The sequence below is a fragment of the Agrilactobacillus yilanensis genome (assembly GCF_003946725.1).
GTDB classification, from domain to species: Bacteria; Bacillota; Bacilli; order Lactobacillales; family Lactobacillaceae; genus Agrilactobacillus; species Agrilactobacillus yilanensis.
Genome location: NZ_RHOY01000003.1, coordinates 195,261 through 211,133, shown reverse-complemented (window position 1 = coordinate 211,133; position 15,873 = coordinate 195,261). Strand labels below are relative to the sequence as shown.

General features: G+C 37.6%; 15 protein-coding genes and 2 tRNA genes. 10 read left to right on the top strand and 7 right to left on the bottom strand.

Annotated elements, in window-relative coordinates:
• Positions 1-191 precede the first annotated feature (191 nt).
• The gene (locus EKM93_RS03935; RefSeq protein ID WP_125713275.1) at positions 192-1,166 is read right to left on the bottom strand and encodes a glycosyltransferase family 2 protein; all 975 of its coding nucleotides are present in this window, start codon (positions 1,164-1,166) and stop codon (positions 192-194) included.
• A gap of 14 nt (positions 1,167-1,180) precedes the next feature.
• Positions 1,181-3,334: a glycosyltransferase family 39 protein gene (locus EKM93_RS03930; protein ID WP_225423618.1), complete on the bottom strand. Its 2,154-nt coding sequence runs from the start codon at positions 3,332-3,334 to the stop codon at positions 1,181-1,183.
• A 234-nt stretch (positions 3,335-3,568) separates the two neighbouring features.
• Here EKM93_RS03930 and EKM93_RS03925 point away from each other — a divergent pair, with 234 nt between their 5' ends.
• From EKM93_RS03925 to EKM93_RS03905, 6 genes are all read left to right on the top strand, one after another.
• Positions 3,569-4,255 (top strand): response regulator transcription factor, encoded by a 687-nt coding sequence (locus EKM93_RS03925; protein ID WP_125713273.1) that lies wholly within the window; start codon positions 3,569-3,571, stop codon positions 4,253-4,255.
• On the top strand, positions 4,239-5,534 hold the full coding sequence (locus tag EKM93_RS03920) for a sensor histidine kinase (RefSeq protein ID WP_225423617.1): 1,296 nt from the start codon (positions 4,239-4,241) through the stop codon (positions 5,532-5,534). Before EKM93_RS03925 ends, EKM93_RS03920 begins: the two co-directional genes overlap by 17 nt.
• A 127-nt stretch (positions 5,535-5,661) precedes the next feature.
• Positions 5,662-5,787, top strand: a complete 126-nt coding sequence (locus tag EKM93_RS13715) for a hypothetical protein (protein WP_263853564.1) — start codon at positions 5,662-5,664, stop codon at positions 5,785-5,787.
• 480 nt (positions 5,788-6,267) lie between these two features.
• Positions 6,268-7,668, top strand: coding sequence for an FAD-linked oxidase C-terminal domain-containing protein (locus EKM93_RS03915; protein WP_125713271.1), 1,401 nt, complete (start codon positions 6,268-6,270; stop codon positions 7,666-7,668).
• Complete coding sequence (locus EKM93_RS03910; protein ID WP_125713268.1) at positions 7,661-8,998, top strand: (Fe-S)-binding protein; 1,338 nt, start codon at positions 7,661-7,663, stop codon at positions 8,996-8,998. Before EKM93_RS03915 ends, EKM93_RS03910 begins: the two co-directional genes overlap by 8 nt.
• A gap of 179 nt (positions 8,999-9,177) precedes the next feature.
• On the top strand, positions 9,178-9,717 hold the full coding sequence (locus EKM93_RS03905; protein WP_125713266.1) for a GNAT family N-acetyltransferase: 540 nt from the start codon (positions 9,178-9,180) through the stop codon (positions 9,715-9,717).
• A gap of 84 nt (positions 9,718-9,801) precedes the next feature.
• Here EKM93_RS03905 and EKM93_RS03900 read toward each other — a convergent pair whose 3' ends face one another.
• Entirely contained in the window at positions 9,802-10,398 is a 597-nt protein-coding gene (locus EKM93_RS03900) for a class I SAM-dependent methyltransferase (RefSeq protein WP_125713264.1), read from the bottom strand.
• A 123-nt stretch (positions 10,399-10,521) separates the two neighbouring features.
• Between EKM93_RS03900 and EKM93_RS03895 the strand changes: the two genes are divergently transcribed.
• Entirely contained in the window at positions 10,522-11,178 is a 657-nt protein-coding gene (locus EKM93_RS03895; RefSeq protein ID WP_125713262.1) for a hypothetical protein, read from the top strand.
• A 383-nt stretch (positions 11,179-11,561) separates the two neighbouring features.
• Here the strand turns inward: EKM93_RS03895 and EKM93_RS03890 are convergent.
• The 4 genes from EKM93_RS03890 to EKM93_RS03875 form a co-directional block, all read right to left on the bottom strand.
• A tRNA-Gln gene (locus tag EKM93_RS03890) sits at positions 11,562-11,633 on the bottom strand.
• 120 nt (positions 11,634-11,753) lie between these two features.
• Positions 11,754-12,248, bottom strand: a complete 495-nt coding sequence (locus EKM93_RS03885; RefSeq protein ID WP_125713260.1) for a hypothetical protein — start codon at positions 12,246-12,248, stop codon at positions 11,754-11,756.
• Positions 12,249-12,424: 176 nt separating this feature from the next.
• Positions 12,425-12,610 carry a hypothetical protein gene (locus EKM93_RS03880; protein WP_125713258.1) on the bottom strand — a complete coding sequence of 62 codons (186 nt, stop codon included), beginning with the start codon at positions 12,608-12,610 and terminating at the stop codon, positions 12,425-12,427.
• 65 nt (positions 12,611-12,675) lie between these two features.
• Entirely contained in the window at positions 12,676-13,065 is a 390-nt protein-coding gene (locus tag EKM93_RS03875; protein ID WP_125713256.1) for a hypothetical protein, read from the bottom strand.
• Positions 13,066-13,264: 199 nt separating this feature from the next.
• On the opposite strand from EKM93_RS03875, the gene EKM93_RS03870 reads away from it, so the two are divergent.
• From EKM93_RS03870 to argR, 3 genes are all read left to right on the top strand, one after another.
• A tRNA-Gly gene (locus EKM93_RS03870) sits at positions 13,265-13,335 on the top strand.
• Between the two features lie 368 nt (positions 13,336-13,703).
• On the top strand, positions 13,704-15,395 hold the full coding sequence (argS, locus tag EKM93_RS03865) for an arginine--tRNA ligase (protein WP_125713254.1): 1,692 nt from the start codon (positions 13,704-13,706) through the stop codon (positions 15,393-15,395).
• Between the two features lie 16 nt (positions 15,396-15,411).
• On the top strand, positions 15,412-15,867 hold the full coding sequence (argR, locus tag EKM93_RS03860) for an arginine repressor (protein ID WP_125713253.1): 456 nt from the start codon (positions 15,412-15,414) through the stop codon (positions 15,865-15,867).
• Positions 15,868-15,873 lie beyond the last annotated feature (6 nt).

Sequence of the window (15,873 nt, the reverse complement as noted above, 5' to 3'; positions counted from 1 at the left end):
TATAAAAAAAGCAGCTGAAAATAAGGCAATTTTCGCTAAAAAAGAGCTATTTTTTATTCTCATCAAAAGTTAATAAAAATCCAATGATTCAGCAGCTAATTCTATAAAATTTAAATTTATACAAGATTAAGACCACAAAAAAGCCGGTTTAAAACGAATTAAGTTTTAAATCGGCTTTTATTTAAGAAGGCTTAGTTAGAGTTTACTAAACGACTGTTATGCTCCTCAAGGTTAATTTGATTTAATTGACTGCGAAATCCTTTTGTATCTGAAACGATATATAAGGGCCGTTCTCTTGATTGAATGAAAATTCGACCAAGATAGTTACCTAAAATACCGATAGTTAATAAGATAACGCCACCTAATAAAGTACTCAAGAAGAGAATTTCAACACCAAGGCTAAAGCTGGTGATTAGCCCGACAACTAAAGTGATTAAACTGGTGATTAAAGCTAGCGTACCTAACCACTGGGCAAGTTTTAGTGGGACTAGTGAAAAAGAACTTAAGCCATCTAAGGCCAGTTTGATCATTTTACGTAATGGATATTTGGATTCACCGGCAAAACGTTCTTGACGATCGTATTTAACGGCGGTCTGTCTAAAGCCCACCCAACTGACCATCCCTCTGACAAAGGGATCTTTTTCAGGCATTTGTTTTAAAACATCTACTACCCGACGGTCCATCAGACGGAAATCACCGGTATCCAGGGGAATTTCAATACTCGTCATTTCTTTGAGCAATCGATAAAATAGGCTTGCTGTGGCTTTCTTAAACAGTGTTTCCCCATCACGGTGCAGCCGCTGGCCATATACAACATCATAGCCGTGGTGCCATTTGTTGATCATTTCCGGAATGATGCTTGGGGGATCTTGTAAATCGGCATCCATGACGACAACGGCTTGACCGCTTGTATATCGAATACCCGCAGAAATTGCCAATTGATGTCCGAAATTCCTTGAAAAATCAACCAGTTTTATTTCGGGATGTTCACGAATTGCTTTACTGATAATGGCTTTTGTTTGGTCACTGGAGCCATCATTTACAAAAATCAATTCGTAACGTTCAGGGCGATTGTCACAATAGTTTAATAATACATCGATTGTTTTTTGAATGCCTTGTTCTTCGTTAAATACTGGGAGAACAATTGAAATTAATTCTCTGTCCATAAAATGCCGACCTCCTATTTTTTCGCAATAGATGGACTTAGATAATAAAGCGTACCTTGTTGGTCGCCACCCATGCCGCCACCAGGTTGTCCTTGGGCGTTATTATTGGTGCTAGATGATTTACTTGTACTTGAGCTACTTGAAATAGTAACGGCTTTACCATATTTAGCGACCCATTTGGCAATAGCGCTACTGCTAGATTTGCCAGACGCAAGATAGTATTTCACTTCGCCTTTAGCCACAAGTTTCTTAAATTCTTTCAATGTAATACTTGGATCAGTCCCATTAAAACCACCGATAGCCATGACAGCTTTACCAGTTTTAATGATAACAGGCGCTGCAGAACCAGTATCTGAAGTTGCATACAAGTATTTTGCATTGCCTTGATGTTTTAACAAGTAGTTCAGCATGCTGGTACTGATGCTTTGATCCATGCTACCAGCACTACCACCGCCGCTGCCTTGGGTTAACAGATCAGGGCCAGCGGTTGGAATTTGCGCAGATTCAGAGGCTAATGTCGGGGTTAAGGACCACCAGCCTGGTGAAACTAATAGTAGTATTAGGGCAACAATACCAACCGGTTTAAAGTTTTTCTTAGAGCGTAAACCAAAGCCTAAGATACTTAATAAAATACTACCGCCGATTAAAATCCAAGTTAACCAAGGATAATAAGCGTAAACGTAGTAAGCTTGAAGGGCGATCGTTGATAAGAAGGCCAGTGGTAAAAGATAAGTTGTCCATTTCTTAAGACTGCTTTCTTTAAATTGTTTGTAAGCTGTATAAGCGCCAATCCCAAATAATGCGGCAATTGGTGGAGCTAACATAATCATGTAGTAAGGGTGGAAGAAGGAAGCAACTGAGAAGAAGGCAAAGACAGGAACGAGCCAGCCGACCCAATAGATAATCTCTTTTTGTTGGTCAGACATTTGATACCAATGCCGTTTCCGGTCAATGTAGTAAACAAACGAACTGAGGATGCCAATGATAGCAAATGGTAACAACCAGCTAACTTGACGGCCAAGAGAAGTTTGGAAAATACGGGTGACGCCAGCAGTACCAATATCAAAAGCACCGCCGCCAGCACCACCTGCTGCACCGCCTTTACCCATCTTGCCATTTTTCATACCAGATGGTGGCTGTGGCGCACCATTATTTGTACTACCACCGGTGCCAGTTGTACTGCTGCCAGGACCAGCGCCGTTAGAAGGTGGATTACCAGCGCCATTGCCCGTGTTATTCGTACTACTACCAGTGCCGGTACTAGAAGGCGCCTGCATGCCGTAACCGCCCATTTGACTAGTACCAGATTCTTTACTGCCACTCATACCTGGAAAACGACTGCCAGTGCCGGTACTTTGACCTAGCAGCCGTTGACTGCCGTTGTAGCCAAAAGCCAATTCCATAACGGAGTTTGTTTCAGAACTACCAATATACGGCCGTTTACTTGCATCGGTACTATCGACAGCTAATGGCCAGATTAGCGTGAAGATTGCTAAAAATACCATTGCAACCGTAGCCCAGCCCAATTTTTTAGTCCATTTCTTGCGGGTAGCAATCCAATAATAGACAAGCATTGCTGGAACAACCATATAGGCTTGCAGCATCTTGACATTAAAGGCGACCCCAATTAGGGCAAAACTAATGAGTAGATAACGTACTTTGTGTGTGTAAACTGATTTTTGTAAAAACCAACCTGCCAATAATAGGAAAAAGACTAAAGTTGCGTCCATGTTGTTAGTCCGAGAATCTGCAACAACAATAGGTGTTAGGGTCATTGCTAACGCGGTTAAACGTGCTGGAATTGGGCCAAATTTAGGCACAACCATCTTGTAGAGTAAGAAAACGGAACCAACGCCGAATAAGACGGATGGCAAGACCACACTCCAGCCATGAACACCGAAGATTTTGGCTGAAATCGCCATGAACCATAAGGCAACGGGGGGTTTATCTACAGTAATGTAGCCAGCGGGATCAAAGGCACCATACCAGAAATTATGCCAGCTCATCGTCATACTCTTAATGGCCGCGGTATAATAGGTATTGGCGGTACCTGCGTTCCAAATGTTCCAGCCATATAGGAATAATGCTAGGACTAAGATTAAAATAAGATAAATATCAATTTTTCGTTTATGCCTATCAGTTCTCTGTGCTTTAATTCTGTTTGCCAAATATGTCACATCCTTGAATTAATTTTTTATAATAGCTTTAGCTAGGTTCTGAAAATGAGTTTAAAGGGGTTAACATAAATGAACCTTAAAATTCTTAAAGGTTCACAAAACATTCATAATTTTATCAATTTTATTCGGTGAAATTAGAGGCGTAGGGACATGACGGTTGCTGATTAAACATGTTATGCTTTAAAGATAAAGCCGTTAGTTAAAAAGATGTAAAGGATTTTGAAAATGGATACTAAACCAAGTATTTTAATTATTGAAGACGATCAAGAATTGGCACGCAATATTGCGCGCTTTATTGATTTCGCAGATACAAAGGTCTGTTTTGATGGTTTTGAGGGGGCAAAGTTAGCTCAAAGCGGTATTTATGATTTAATTATTATGGATATTATGTTGCCGAATAAAAATGGATTTGATATTTTAAAAGAATTGCGACAGAATTTTATTTCAACACCAGTTTTAGTTTTAACAGCAAAGGACACACTCGCTGATAAACTACGAGGCTTTGAAATTGGCGCCGACGATTATTTGACTAAGCCTTTTCATCGTGAAGAATTAATTGCCCGGGTGAAGGCGTTATTAAAACGTAATGGGTTATTGCTAGCCAGTGATAACTTGCAGGTGGGTAATTTAGTTGTTGATATTTCCAAGCATCAAGTTTTAATCCAAGATATGCCTGTTATTTTGAATGCTAAAGAATTTGATATTTTAGTCTACCTTATTCAAAACAAAAATATGATCGTTACTAAATCTCGATTGTTTGATCGTATTTGGGGCTTTGATGCCACAACAGCGCTCACTGTTGTGGAGGTATATATGAGTAATTTGCGAAAGAAGATCTCCCAAGAAACTGGATTTGAGATCCAGACATTACGGAATGTGGGGTATATTTTAAAAGTTGAAACTCAAGATTAAAGACTCTGCTAAAAAGCAACGCTTATTTTTATTTTTGGGTGAATTTATCAGTTTTTCGGTTCTCTTTGTGATTTTAGGCTTAGTTATTTTTAATATTTTTAAAACGAGTGTTTATCGCAATATTGATCAGACGTTGGACCAAGAAAAACAAAGTGTCTTGACTCAGCCAAAGCAAAAGGCAAAGCCAATACAGCCGATGCCTACTGGTAAAAAGCCACCTAATCCGGATAATCAGCCATTTAAGGCGATTCAGTTAATTTATAATAATAAAGGAAAAATTATAAATAAATTGAATTTAGGTGAACGGAACTATTACTATTTACAAGATTTAAAATTACACAAGAGTTCAGTCAATAAAAAACAGACCATTCAAACAAATAATGGGACTTTTCGGACGCTATTAATTAAGGTTTCCGCAAAGAATAAAAACAAGATGTATGCCGGACACTATGTTTTAATTTTGCAAAATATTGATGGTGAATTACAGTCATTAAATGCTTTTATTAAGGCGCTCAGTATTGCTATTGGTATTTTTTGGCTTTTGGCTTTAATTTTTAGCTATGGCTTATCTTACTGGTCGATGCGGCCGATTTTACGGGCGTGGCAGCGGCAAAAAGAATTTACGGCTGATGCAGCCCATGAATTACGGGCGCCATTAGCCGTAATTCAAAGCCAGCAAGAATATTTATTGACGAAGCCTGATCAGGTGATTATGGATGTGGCTGATGAAATTTCGGAAACGTTAAATGAAATTAAACGACTTCAGACTTTAACAGATAATCTTTTGGTGTTGGCACGGACAGATGTGGATCAGATGTCGGTTCAAAAACAAATAACGACGGATTTAACGTGGTTATCGACTTTGGCCGGTACCTATCAAGAAATTGCTTCTAGCCAGCAAAAGGCGTTAACTTATCAAATTGATGAGCAGGTTACTTTAAAAATTGATGTAAAATTAATTAAGCAATTAGTCATTATTTTATTAAATAATGCGTTACAGTATACAAATAGTCACGATAGTATTTGGATTAGTGGAGTGACTAAGGAGAATTATTATGAATTAACGGTGGGAGATAGTGGTTTAGTTATTTCGGATGGGGACAAGCGAAAAATTTTCGATCGCTTTTATCGTGCGGATGCAGCGCGAAATAAATATACTGGCGGTAATGGCTTAGGCTTAACGATTGCCCAATGGATTGTTAGACAGCATCATGGCACGATTAAAGTTGAAGATGTTCATCCCAAGGGCGCTTGTTTTATAATTCGGCTGCCGTATTAAGAAATAAGCGACTAACTTTTTGTTAGCAAAATCAGTCTTAAGGCTGAGAACTTTTAGGATTGTATCGTCTATAATGTTTATATTCGCTACCGTATACCATTCGGAACGTTGAATGGAGGTAAATTATATGCAATACAGAATTTTATTGAATACGGACACACAGATTTTTACAGTTATCAGCAGAAACGATGATCGTTTGACTGGTAATGGCCGTACGATTCAAGAAGCAATCCAAGACCTTAAAAACGAATAGTCTGATGGCGCAATTAGCGTCTAAAATATGAATTCAATGAAACCTATGGACCAAGTACAGCTTATTTTGTACTTGGTCTTTTTTTGTGTTTAGGTTCTGAAACGCGCTCACTAGGGCAAAATTTTTGCCTAACTACGAATTATTCATAAGCGAAGTGCACTTATTTCATAATTCTAGGTTAGTGCTCAAGGTTTTCCCGCCCTAGTTTGCGCTCTGGTTCTGAAACGCGATCGAGTTTACTGATAATTTACATAACTACGTCTTACTCACAAGACAAAAGCGGTCTTATGTCGCAAGCGACTATCTGCCAAGTCTAGGTTATATTGCGAAATCAACCCGTGTTGGTTCCCGCTCTAATTAGTGTAAGGGTCTTCCCTATGTTTCTTTTTTCCAGGGGTTTTGGGTCTGTTAAATTTGTGAAATATGATATTCTTTGATCAGAATGGTGAAAGTGCTTACTTTTTATTTTGGAGGTGCCTTATGCTGAAAGAATCTGTAATAGAAGCGATTAAGCAAATTGTTGGCTCGGAAAATGTGCAGTTGGAAGAAACTGATCTTTATGCTTATGGCTATGATGCAAGTCCTGAATTCTACCATCTTCCAGAGATGGTTGTTGCACCGGGCTCTAAAGAAGAAATTATTCAAATTTTGGCAATTTGTCGGACAAATCATATTGCAATTGTTGCCCGCGGCAGCGGTTCTAATTTGAGTGGCGGGACGGTACCGGTTGAGGGCGGTTTGGTGATGCTGTTCACCCGGATGAATAAAATATTAGAATTTGACAAACAAAACTTAACGCTAACAGTGGAGCCAGGGGTTATTACAAAGGCTATTAATCAACATATTGCGGCGAGTGGTCTATTCTTCCCGCCAGATCCTGGTTCGATGCAAATTTCTACGATTGGTGGCAATATCAGTGAGAACTCCGGTGGCTTACGGGCTTTAAAATATGGTGTCATCAAAGATTATATTTTAGGTTTAGAGGTCGTTTTGAGCAATGGGGATGTTTTACAGACCGGGGGCAAACTAACCAAGGATGTGGCGGGGTTAGATTTGACACAATTAATGGTTGGTTCAGAAGGTACGTTGGGGATTATCACTAAAGCGATTTTGAAATTGATGCCGGTGCCTGAGACGAATAAAACAATGATTGCAACTTATCGTTCTATGGAAGCTGCGGCGCAATCTGTTAGTGATATTATTGCGGCTAAAATCACACCAGCGACGATGGAGTTTTTAGATCAAGTGACCATTAAAGCGGTGGAGGATTTTGCCCATGTGGGGTTACCGACAGATGCTGCGGCAATGTTGTTAATTCAACAAGATGGACATCCTAGAGAAATTGATGAAGATATTAAAACAATGGCAAAAGTGTGCCGTGATGGGGATGCTATTGATGTTCAAGTGGCTAAAGACGAGGCGGAAGGGGCTAAGTTAATGGCGGCTAGACGAACGGCGCTATCCGCTTTGGCTCGGGTTAAACCGACAACGATTTTAGAAGATGCCACAGTGCCTCGTTCTGAAATTGCGGCTTTAGTGAAATTTGTTAATGAAACTGCTAAAAAATATAATTTATATATTGGTACTTTTGGACATGCTGGGGATGGAAATATGCATCCCACTTGTTTAACGGATTTGCGGGATGAGGATGAAATTAAGCGGGTACATCTGGCTTTTGATGAAATTTATCAAAAAACAATTGAATTAGGTGGTACGGTAACTGGTGAACATGGGGTTGGTTTAGCGAAATTACCGTATTTACCTTGGAAATTAGGCCGTGCTGGGATGCGGGCTGATCAAGCTATTAAAAAGGCGTTAGATCCGGATAATATTTTAAATCCGCAAAAGCTTTATGGTGAAGAGGTGATGAATCATGACTAAACGTAGCAGTCAAATTGAAATCCAACAGGCATTTGATCAACGTTTGGATCGAGATAAATTATTGCAGTGTATGCGCTGTGGCTTTTGTTTACCAACTTGTCCCACGTATATTGCGTCAGGTTACAAAGAATCCCATTCGCCAAGAGGGAGAATCGCTTTAATGAAAGCTGTGGCAGATGGGGAGAAAAAACCGGATGAAGATTTCTACCGGACGATCGAAACTTGTTTAGACTGTCGTGCTTGTGAGGCGGTTTGCCCATCAGGTGTGGAATATGGTGAACTGATTGAGGAAGCAAAACAAATTCTATTTGAGTATCATAAAGAGAGCCGCCAAGAAAAGATAATTCGTTCAATGACTGTTCGTGGTTTATTCCCCCATCCTGGCCGCTTAAATTTTGTAGCTGATTTTACATCGTTTTATCAAAGATCAGGGCTTCAAAAACTGGCCCATGGCTTACGGATCATGAATTTGTTCCCAACGAGTTTACAAACGATGGAAGCTGTTTTACCTAATGTTCACGCTTATAAAAAACCATTAGCAAATGCGGCCTATCAACCGCTAATACCTGCCGTTAAGAAATATCGGGTTGCTTTTTTTGAGGGTTGTCTGATGGGCTCAATGTTCCAGCATGTGAATAGCACTTCTAAAAAGCTGTTAGAGTTAGCGGGTTGTGAGGTGATCTCACCAAAAAATCAGATTTGTTGCGGTGCGTTGGCAGATCATAGTGGTGAAAAAGATTTGGCGCGCAAGATGGCGCAAAAAAATATTGAGATTTTTGAAACAATGGATGTTGATTTTATTGTGAATAATGCCGGGGGTTGTGAGGCGGAATTAATCGAGTATCCAAGATTATTAAAAGATGATCCGGATTGGTTACCGCGGGCAGAGGCTTTTTCGGCGAAAGTTAAGGATTTGGCAGCTATTTTAGTCCAGGCAGATTTTACGAAATTGCCATTAAGTTTACCGACCACAAGAATTACCTATCAAGATTCTTGTCATCAGTTAAACGTGGTGAATGTGGCAAAAGAGCCAAGGGCATTGCTGCAGCATGTGCAAGGGGTAGAATTGGTCGAAATGGAAGAACGGGTGAGCTGTTGCGGCTCTGCTGGGATTTATAATATGGTAGAACCAGAGGCGGCTAATGAGATTTTGGATATTAAGATGCAAAAAATCACGGCGATTCCTGAATTGCAATACATTATTACTGCTAACCCAGGCTGCTTTATGCAGATGAATCTTGGGGTGCATCAAGCTGGTATTGAAAATAAGGTGCAAGTTTTGTCACTGTCAGATTTCCTAATGCTAGCGGTGGATTACTCACAAAAATAGTCATTATATTAAATAATATATTTTATAAATAAGAATTATTATGATAAAAGCACGTCTTTGAATTAGAATTAAGTCATTTTGATGATAATATTAACATGAAATTTGCATTGACATTTTTTATCAGACTTGTTAGCATAAAAACTCGATACTTTAAATTTTTGAGTGAAGGGACGTTGCCGATGAGACTGATAAAAGCAACTATCCATGATTTGGATACAATTTATAAAATTTTAAAAGATGGTCAACAGCAGCTTGCAGCGCAAGGTATCGATCAATGGCAAGCAGGTTATCCATCTGTTCGCCAAATCGTTAAAGATATCGAGGCGGGCTACACGGTATTATATCAAGATGACGCTTACAATAATGTTGGTACAGCAGCTTTAACACCTGCACCAGACCAAATTTATGATAATATGACTGGCCAATGGCTGGTGGATACGGTGGATTATGTGAGTATCCATCGTGTTGCGATTCATTCTAAATATGCTGGGCAAGGTCATGGCTCGGCTTTTCTGAGAACACTAATCACAGAAATTCGCGAAAATCGACCTAATATCCGTAGTATTCGAATGGATACACATAAAGATAATCAGCCAATGCAGCATGTTTTCCACAAACTTACTTTTAAAAAAGTGGGCGAAATGCATGGTGCTTATAGTGATACCGGATTAAGCTTTGTTTATGAGAAATTATTGCGGACACCAATTTATATGTATTAAAGCGAGTCGGTGTGTCCCCTTTATAGGGGCACTAAAAAGGCAGTTTAGGCTAAAAACCTAAGCTGCCTTTTTTATAATGTGAGCTTATTTAACGCTGGTTGCTATAAATAAAGCTGCTTTTTGATTCATAAAAATTTTGTCGCCAGTATAAAACGTCTGGATGTTGATTTCTTTAAAGCCAATGTCGGCGAGTAGTTTTTCCAGTGCATTGTGGTCAAAGCCGCTGTGAATTTTTGGATGATGGACGGCTGTGTTTTTGTCAAAGTCTACGATGATCAGCTGGCCATTGGTGTGAAGTGTTTGATAAAGGCTAGTCAAAATTTTTTTAGTATCTGGAATATGTAGTAAAACTAGAGATAATAAAATGACATCTGCTTGTATCGTGGGCGTGGTGCTTGCAAAATCTTGTTGTTGCAGCGTAACGTTAGTGAGATTTTGCTGCTTAATTTTTATTTTGCTGATTTTTAGCATTTCGGCAGCTGTATCTACTAAATAGACTTTTTTAAATTTTTTCGCTAAGGGTAGGCTGATTAAACCGGTGCCAGCACCATAATCTAGAAGCGTTTTTTGAGCTGTTTCGGGCAACTTTGTTTGGATTTTTGCACGAATAGTTGTGGCTAATGCTTGCTGCTTTGGGGTATCATAGCGTTTTGCCAGTGTTTCAAAAATATTTTCACTCATTTTAAGATCACCTTCCATTTATTTTTTAATTTTATAAAATAAAATTTTATATTAAGAAAACATTCATGTAAATAATGAAAATATACTAGATTTAATATAGAATAAAATTGAGGAGGGATGAAAATGACAAAACAGCGGTTTTATAAAAATATTTGGTTCTGGCTATTTGTCATTTCGGCGATTGTTGCAATCGTTAGTCTAGGTTTATATCACAATGCTGAAACGGCCAATGAACATCTTGAAGACAAGATCGAGGCGATTGAAGATAACAAGCCGCCTAAAAAGACCAATACAGCTGATGTTGCAGTCGATAATAATATTTTGCAGCGTCAGACGGGGAATCGTCAGAACAATAAAAAGTACAGTATTCAAAAAGAGGCTATTTTAAAAACACTAACAAATAAAAAAATGTATGGTATGACTCTAATTCAGGCAACTCAAGATTTTAACAGCCAAGGGCAAACACTTTTAAACGGCCGAGAAATTGACGATAGTCTATCTAAAACAAAAGGTGTCCAGATCACGCTTAAGTATAAGAATTATGGCGATAATGATGATTTTGAACCAGAGTTAGACGAATTCACGGTTTATCAAGGAAATCAAGAAGCGACAATATTAAACCAAGAAGCTGATCAAATTGAAGTTTTAAAGGGCCAATCAGCAGAGATGACTTTCTGGGTTAATTTGCCAAAAGCAGTGTCTGAAAATAATAAGATTGAAATCGACTATACAAATGACGATGTTTCTAATGGTATTACATTTAAAGCAACGGTGAATTAAATAAAGGTGAGTGTTGTCTTAGTTAAGATAATGCTCATTTTTATTTTACTACATAACCGTAAAATGACGCCCTAGAGTGCTGTTTTTGTACTCACTTTGTCCCCAGCAAGACGTAAAACTGCTTTTTGTTTAAGTAAATAAAAAACGCCTAGGCATCAACCCAAGCGTTCTTTTAAGGCTTCAGTAAAAATAGCAGAAAAGTTAATATAATTTTTAATTCCTAAGTCATATCGTCCAGCCGATTGTTTATTGTTGTGAGATTCTCGAGGCTCACTCAAGGCTCACTTTTAGTCCTAATCATTCAAAACTAATGACAACGGTAAAAAATAAAAAGCTGTCATATCAGGATTTTGCAACCCTATGACAACCCTTAAATCAATTTATTGGGTAAGTAGGGCTCGAACCTACAAATTGCGGATTCAGAGTCCGCTGCCTTACCATTTGGCGATTACCCAGTAATAATCAACTTTATTAGTATAAAAAATATTTTAAATTTTGTCAATTATATTGGAAAAATTATGTGATTTTATCAAAAAAGAAACAATCCTAGCGCTTAAATATAGCAAGTTATACCCTTAAAAGGACGATAAAGAGATATTCTTCTGATCTAAAAGTCTCAAAATATCTTTGATGAAGTCGTCTGATGAAAAACTAGGGTTTGGTGGGAAATTAGCAATAATCCGTTTTAAGTAGTCTGTAATTATTTCAGGGGTGAGTCGTAGCGCTAAAATGTGCTGACGCAGTTCTGTAACTATTTCAGGGACAAATTCTGCGGGCCGTTGAATTGTTGCACTAATGTTGTAAATATAAAGCTCAGAGAGATCCGCAATAATTAAATCAATATATTGCTGGTAATTTTTACTCAATAATCTTACCGTATCTAATAACGCCATCACCGTATTGTAATGACCATGGTTAAAATCCCAACTGATTTGTTGATCTAAAATTCCAGCAACAATATTAAAATCGGACAGATCAATAATATCGACATTCTCTGGTAAAAATTCGTGATTCACAAATTGTAACAGACCAAAAGTTTCTAATAGCCGCTGACTGCGATAGTTACTCATAATGGATACCCCTTTACTAGATACGTTCAATCTTAAGAGACACTTTAATTATACTATTTAAAAAACGTAAAAAATTCCAGTATTTAGCAGAAACTTTATCAAAAGTTGAAATTAGAGCTATAGATAGCAAAAATAATGAAAAATAAAAAACGCCTCATCGGCGTCAAGGCGGAACCTCATTGAATAGCAGGACTATTCTTTAATAATTTCAATTTACGTGCATTCCAAAATGTTTCAGACATATCACGATAATAGATTTTAATATGACAACTAGGACATTCTTTTAATCCATAAGTGATTTTTTCGTGACAACCAGGGCAAAGAAAATCTGGTGTCTTCGCCTGGTCTTTATGCTCTGACATATTATCAAATTCCTTTCAAGTATTAACTACATTATAAGCTATTGGTAAAGAGAATTCAGTGGGTTTTAAAAGATATTTTGATAATTGATCAGTTTGCTTAAAGCATCTGCTTCTTGGCCTACATGATCAGCAGTAGTTTGAGGCAGAATAAACGAGGTTTCCATTTTGTGCGGATCTAAATCAGGTGTTGCCAAAATTAAAGAATAAAAAGAGTCGTCGGTTAGATCCATATCTGCGACTCTGTGAAATGTATATTTGTCAATACTTTCGGTTTTTCCAATGAGTGGTGTCAAAAAGTTGGAGAGGACCCGGTAAGAATAATAGACCGTTTCTTCATAAGTGACGCCTTTTGCAAAAATATTTGGAATATCTAAAAAAGTAATCATATACCCTTCATGTGTTTTTATATTTTTGGCTCCAAAAACAAATTTTGGACTGGATACATCATAATCCATAAACAATCCTCCGATTGATATTTTGAGCGTTGTAAAACTACAGCCCGTATCGTTTATTAATCATATTTTAATCTTAAAGGTTTGAGACTATTTTATCAAGTAGAATTGTACATTTTTATTAGAAATTAGTAAGAATTTGATTAAAAGTCAAAAAAGTGTTTTACATTTTCAATATTTATTGATAGAATAAAAAGGCAATGCGGGTGTAGTTTAGTGGTAAAATTCCAGCTTCCCAAGCTGATGTCGCGAGTTCGATTCTCGTCACCCGCTTTTTATTTTAAATACATAGTCGAGCTAAGTCAAAAATTTTGAATTTTGATTTAGCTTTTTTATTTTTTTAAATTGATAAAATACAGTAACTCGCTAGGGATCTATGACAAATTGTATTTTCTAGTTGACAATCCAATCTAATTTCAATTAGAATTGACTAGAATATCAAAGAATAAGTGACTGATTCAAAAGTTTAGTGAGCAGATGTTTAGTGAGAATTTTGCCTTTTAACAGTTGCCGTCGCACTTTGATGCTAATTAAATGAATATTAAGTGGACTTTTTAGTCAATTAGAGTGGTACCGCGGATTATTTCGTCTCTTCTGTATAATACAGAGGGGCTTTTTTTATACGATTTTAGGAGGTTATTATGGATTTTAAACAACAGGTTATTACAGCTTTGGCACCAGTGGTGGGACAAGCAGTAGATGAAGCAACAATTAACAAATTAATTGAAGTACCAAAAAATTCAAGCTTAGGTGATTATGCTTTTCCAACATTCATTTTGGCGAAAACTTTGCACAAAGCACCGCAGCAAATTGCGGTTGATTTAGTTGCAGAAATTGATCAAACGCCTTTTGAAAAGGTTGTTGCAACAGGGCCTTATTTGAATTTCTTTTTAAATAAAGCCAATTTCAGTCAAGTAACTCTACAGGAAGTATTAACTCAAAAAGCACATTTTGGCGATCAAGATTTAGGCGATGGTGCCAATGTACCCATTGATATGTCTTCACCAAATATTGCAAAACCAATTTCTATGGGGCATTTACGGTCAACGGTTATCGGCAATTCAATTGCGAAAATTTTAGCAAAAACAAATTATAAACCAGTCAAAATTAATCATTTAGGCGACTGGGGCACACAGTTTGGTAAACTAATCGTAGCTTACAAAAAATGGGGTTCTGAAGCGGAAGTCAAAGCTGATCCTATCACAAATCTGTTGAAATATTATGTTCGGTTCCATCAAGAAGATGTGGCCAATCCAGAACTGGATGATGAGGCTCGAGAATGGTTCAAACGACTAGAAGATGGCGATGAGGAAGCTACGAAATTATGGGCTTGGTTCCGGTCAGAATCATTAAAAGAATTTGAAAAAATTTATGATATGTTAGGGGTTACTTTTGACTCCTTTAATGGTGAAGCGTTTTATAATGATAAGATGGCAGATACCGTTAATGAATTAGTTGAAAAGCAATTGTTAAAAGAAAGCCAAGGCGCTGAAATTGTCGATCTATCAAAATATGATTTAAATCCTGCTTTAATTCGTAAGTCTGATGGGGCAACGTTATATATGACTCGTGACCTATGTGCGGCAATTTATCGGAAACGGACGTACCATTTTGCCAAGTCGTTGTACGTTGTAGGGAATGAACAAAGAGAACATTTCCAACAATTGAAGGCAATTATTAAGGAAATGGGTTATGATTGGGCAGATGATATCATTCATATTCCATTTGGTTTGATTACCGAAAATGGTAAAAAACTGTCAACGCGTCAAGGTCGGGTTATCTTATTGGAAAAAGTATTAAATGATGCGATTGATTTGGCACGTCAGCAAATTGAAGCTAAGAATCCAACTTTAGCCAATAAAGATGAGGTTGCTAAACAAGTCGGTGTCGGCGCTGTTATTTTCCATGATTTAAAAAATGACCGATTAGATAATTTTGATTTTAACTTAGAAGAAGTTGTCCGTTTTGAAGGTGAAACTGGGCCGTATGTGCAATATACAAATGCCAGAGCGCAAAGCATTTTACGCAAGAGTGGCAAAACGGTTGATGAAAATGCAAGTTATGTTTTAGAAGATGATGAAGCTTGGGAAATTTTGAAACAGTTAAATGATTATCCTAACGTGATTCAACGCGCATTGCGGGAATATGAACCTTCTGTTATTGCAAAATATAGTTTGCATTTGGCTAAGAGCTTTAATAAATATTATGCCCATACGCGCATTTTAGAAGATGATGGGATGATGATGGCTAAGTTAGGCTTAGTAAAAGCAGTAAGCTTAGTTCTGGAAAATGCATTGAGCCTATTAGGTGTTACCAGTCCAGAAGAAATGTAATTTAAGAGGTCAAATTATGAAAAAGACGGAACGTCAAATGATCTTAGAACAGATCATCAATGAACATATTGTCAGTACTCAAGATGAATTGCTCGGGCTTCTAAAAGACCAAGGTGTAGATGCAACGCAGGCGACTATTTCTCGGGATATTCGGGATTTACAGATTGTCAAAGCTAGAGATGAGAGCGGCAATTTACGCTATATGGTTTTCCAAGGAGATTCGGATAATAATGATGAGCGCTTAGAAGATACAATTAGCAATGTGGTTTTATCTGTGACACAGGTTCAATTTTTGAACGTGGTGAAAACACTACCTAGTAACGGCAATGTTTTGGCAGCAGTTATTGATGATTTGCCATTAAAAGATGTTGTTGGCACCGTTGCTGGTCATGATACTGTAGTGATCATTTCACAAGATAATAATGCCGCAGACCGAATGTATCAACGAATTCAAGAAAATATTGTGGAATAAAATTTA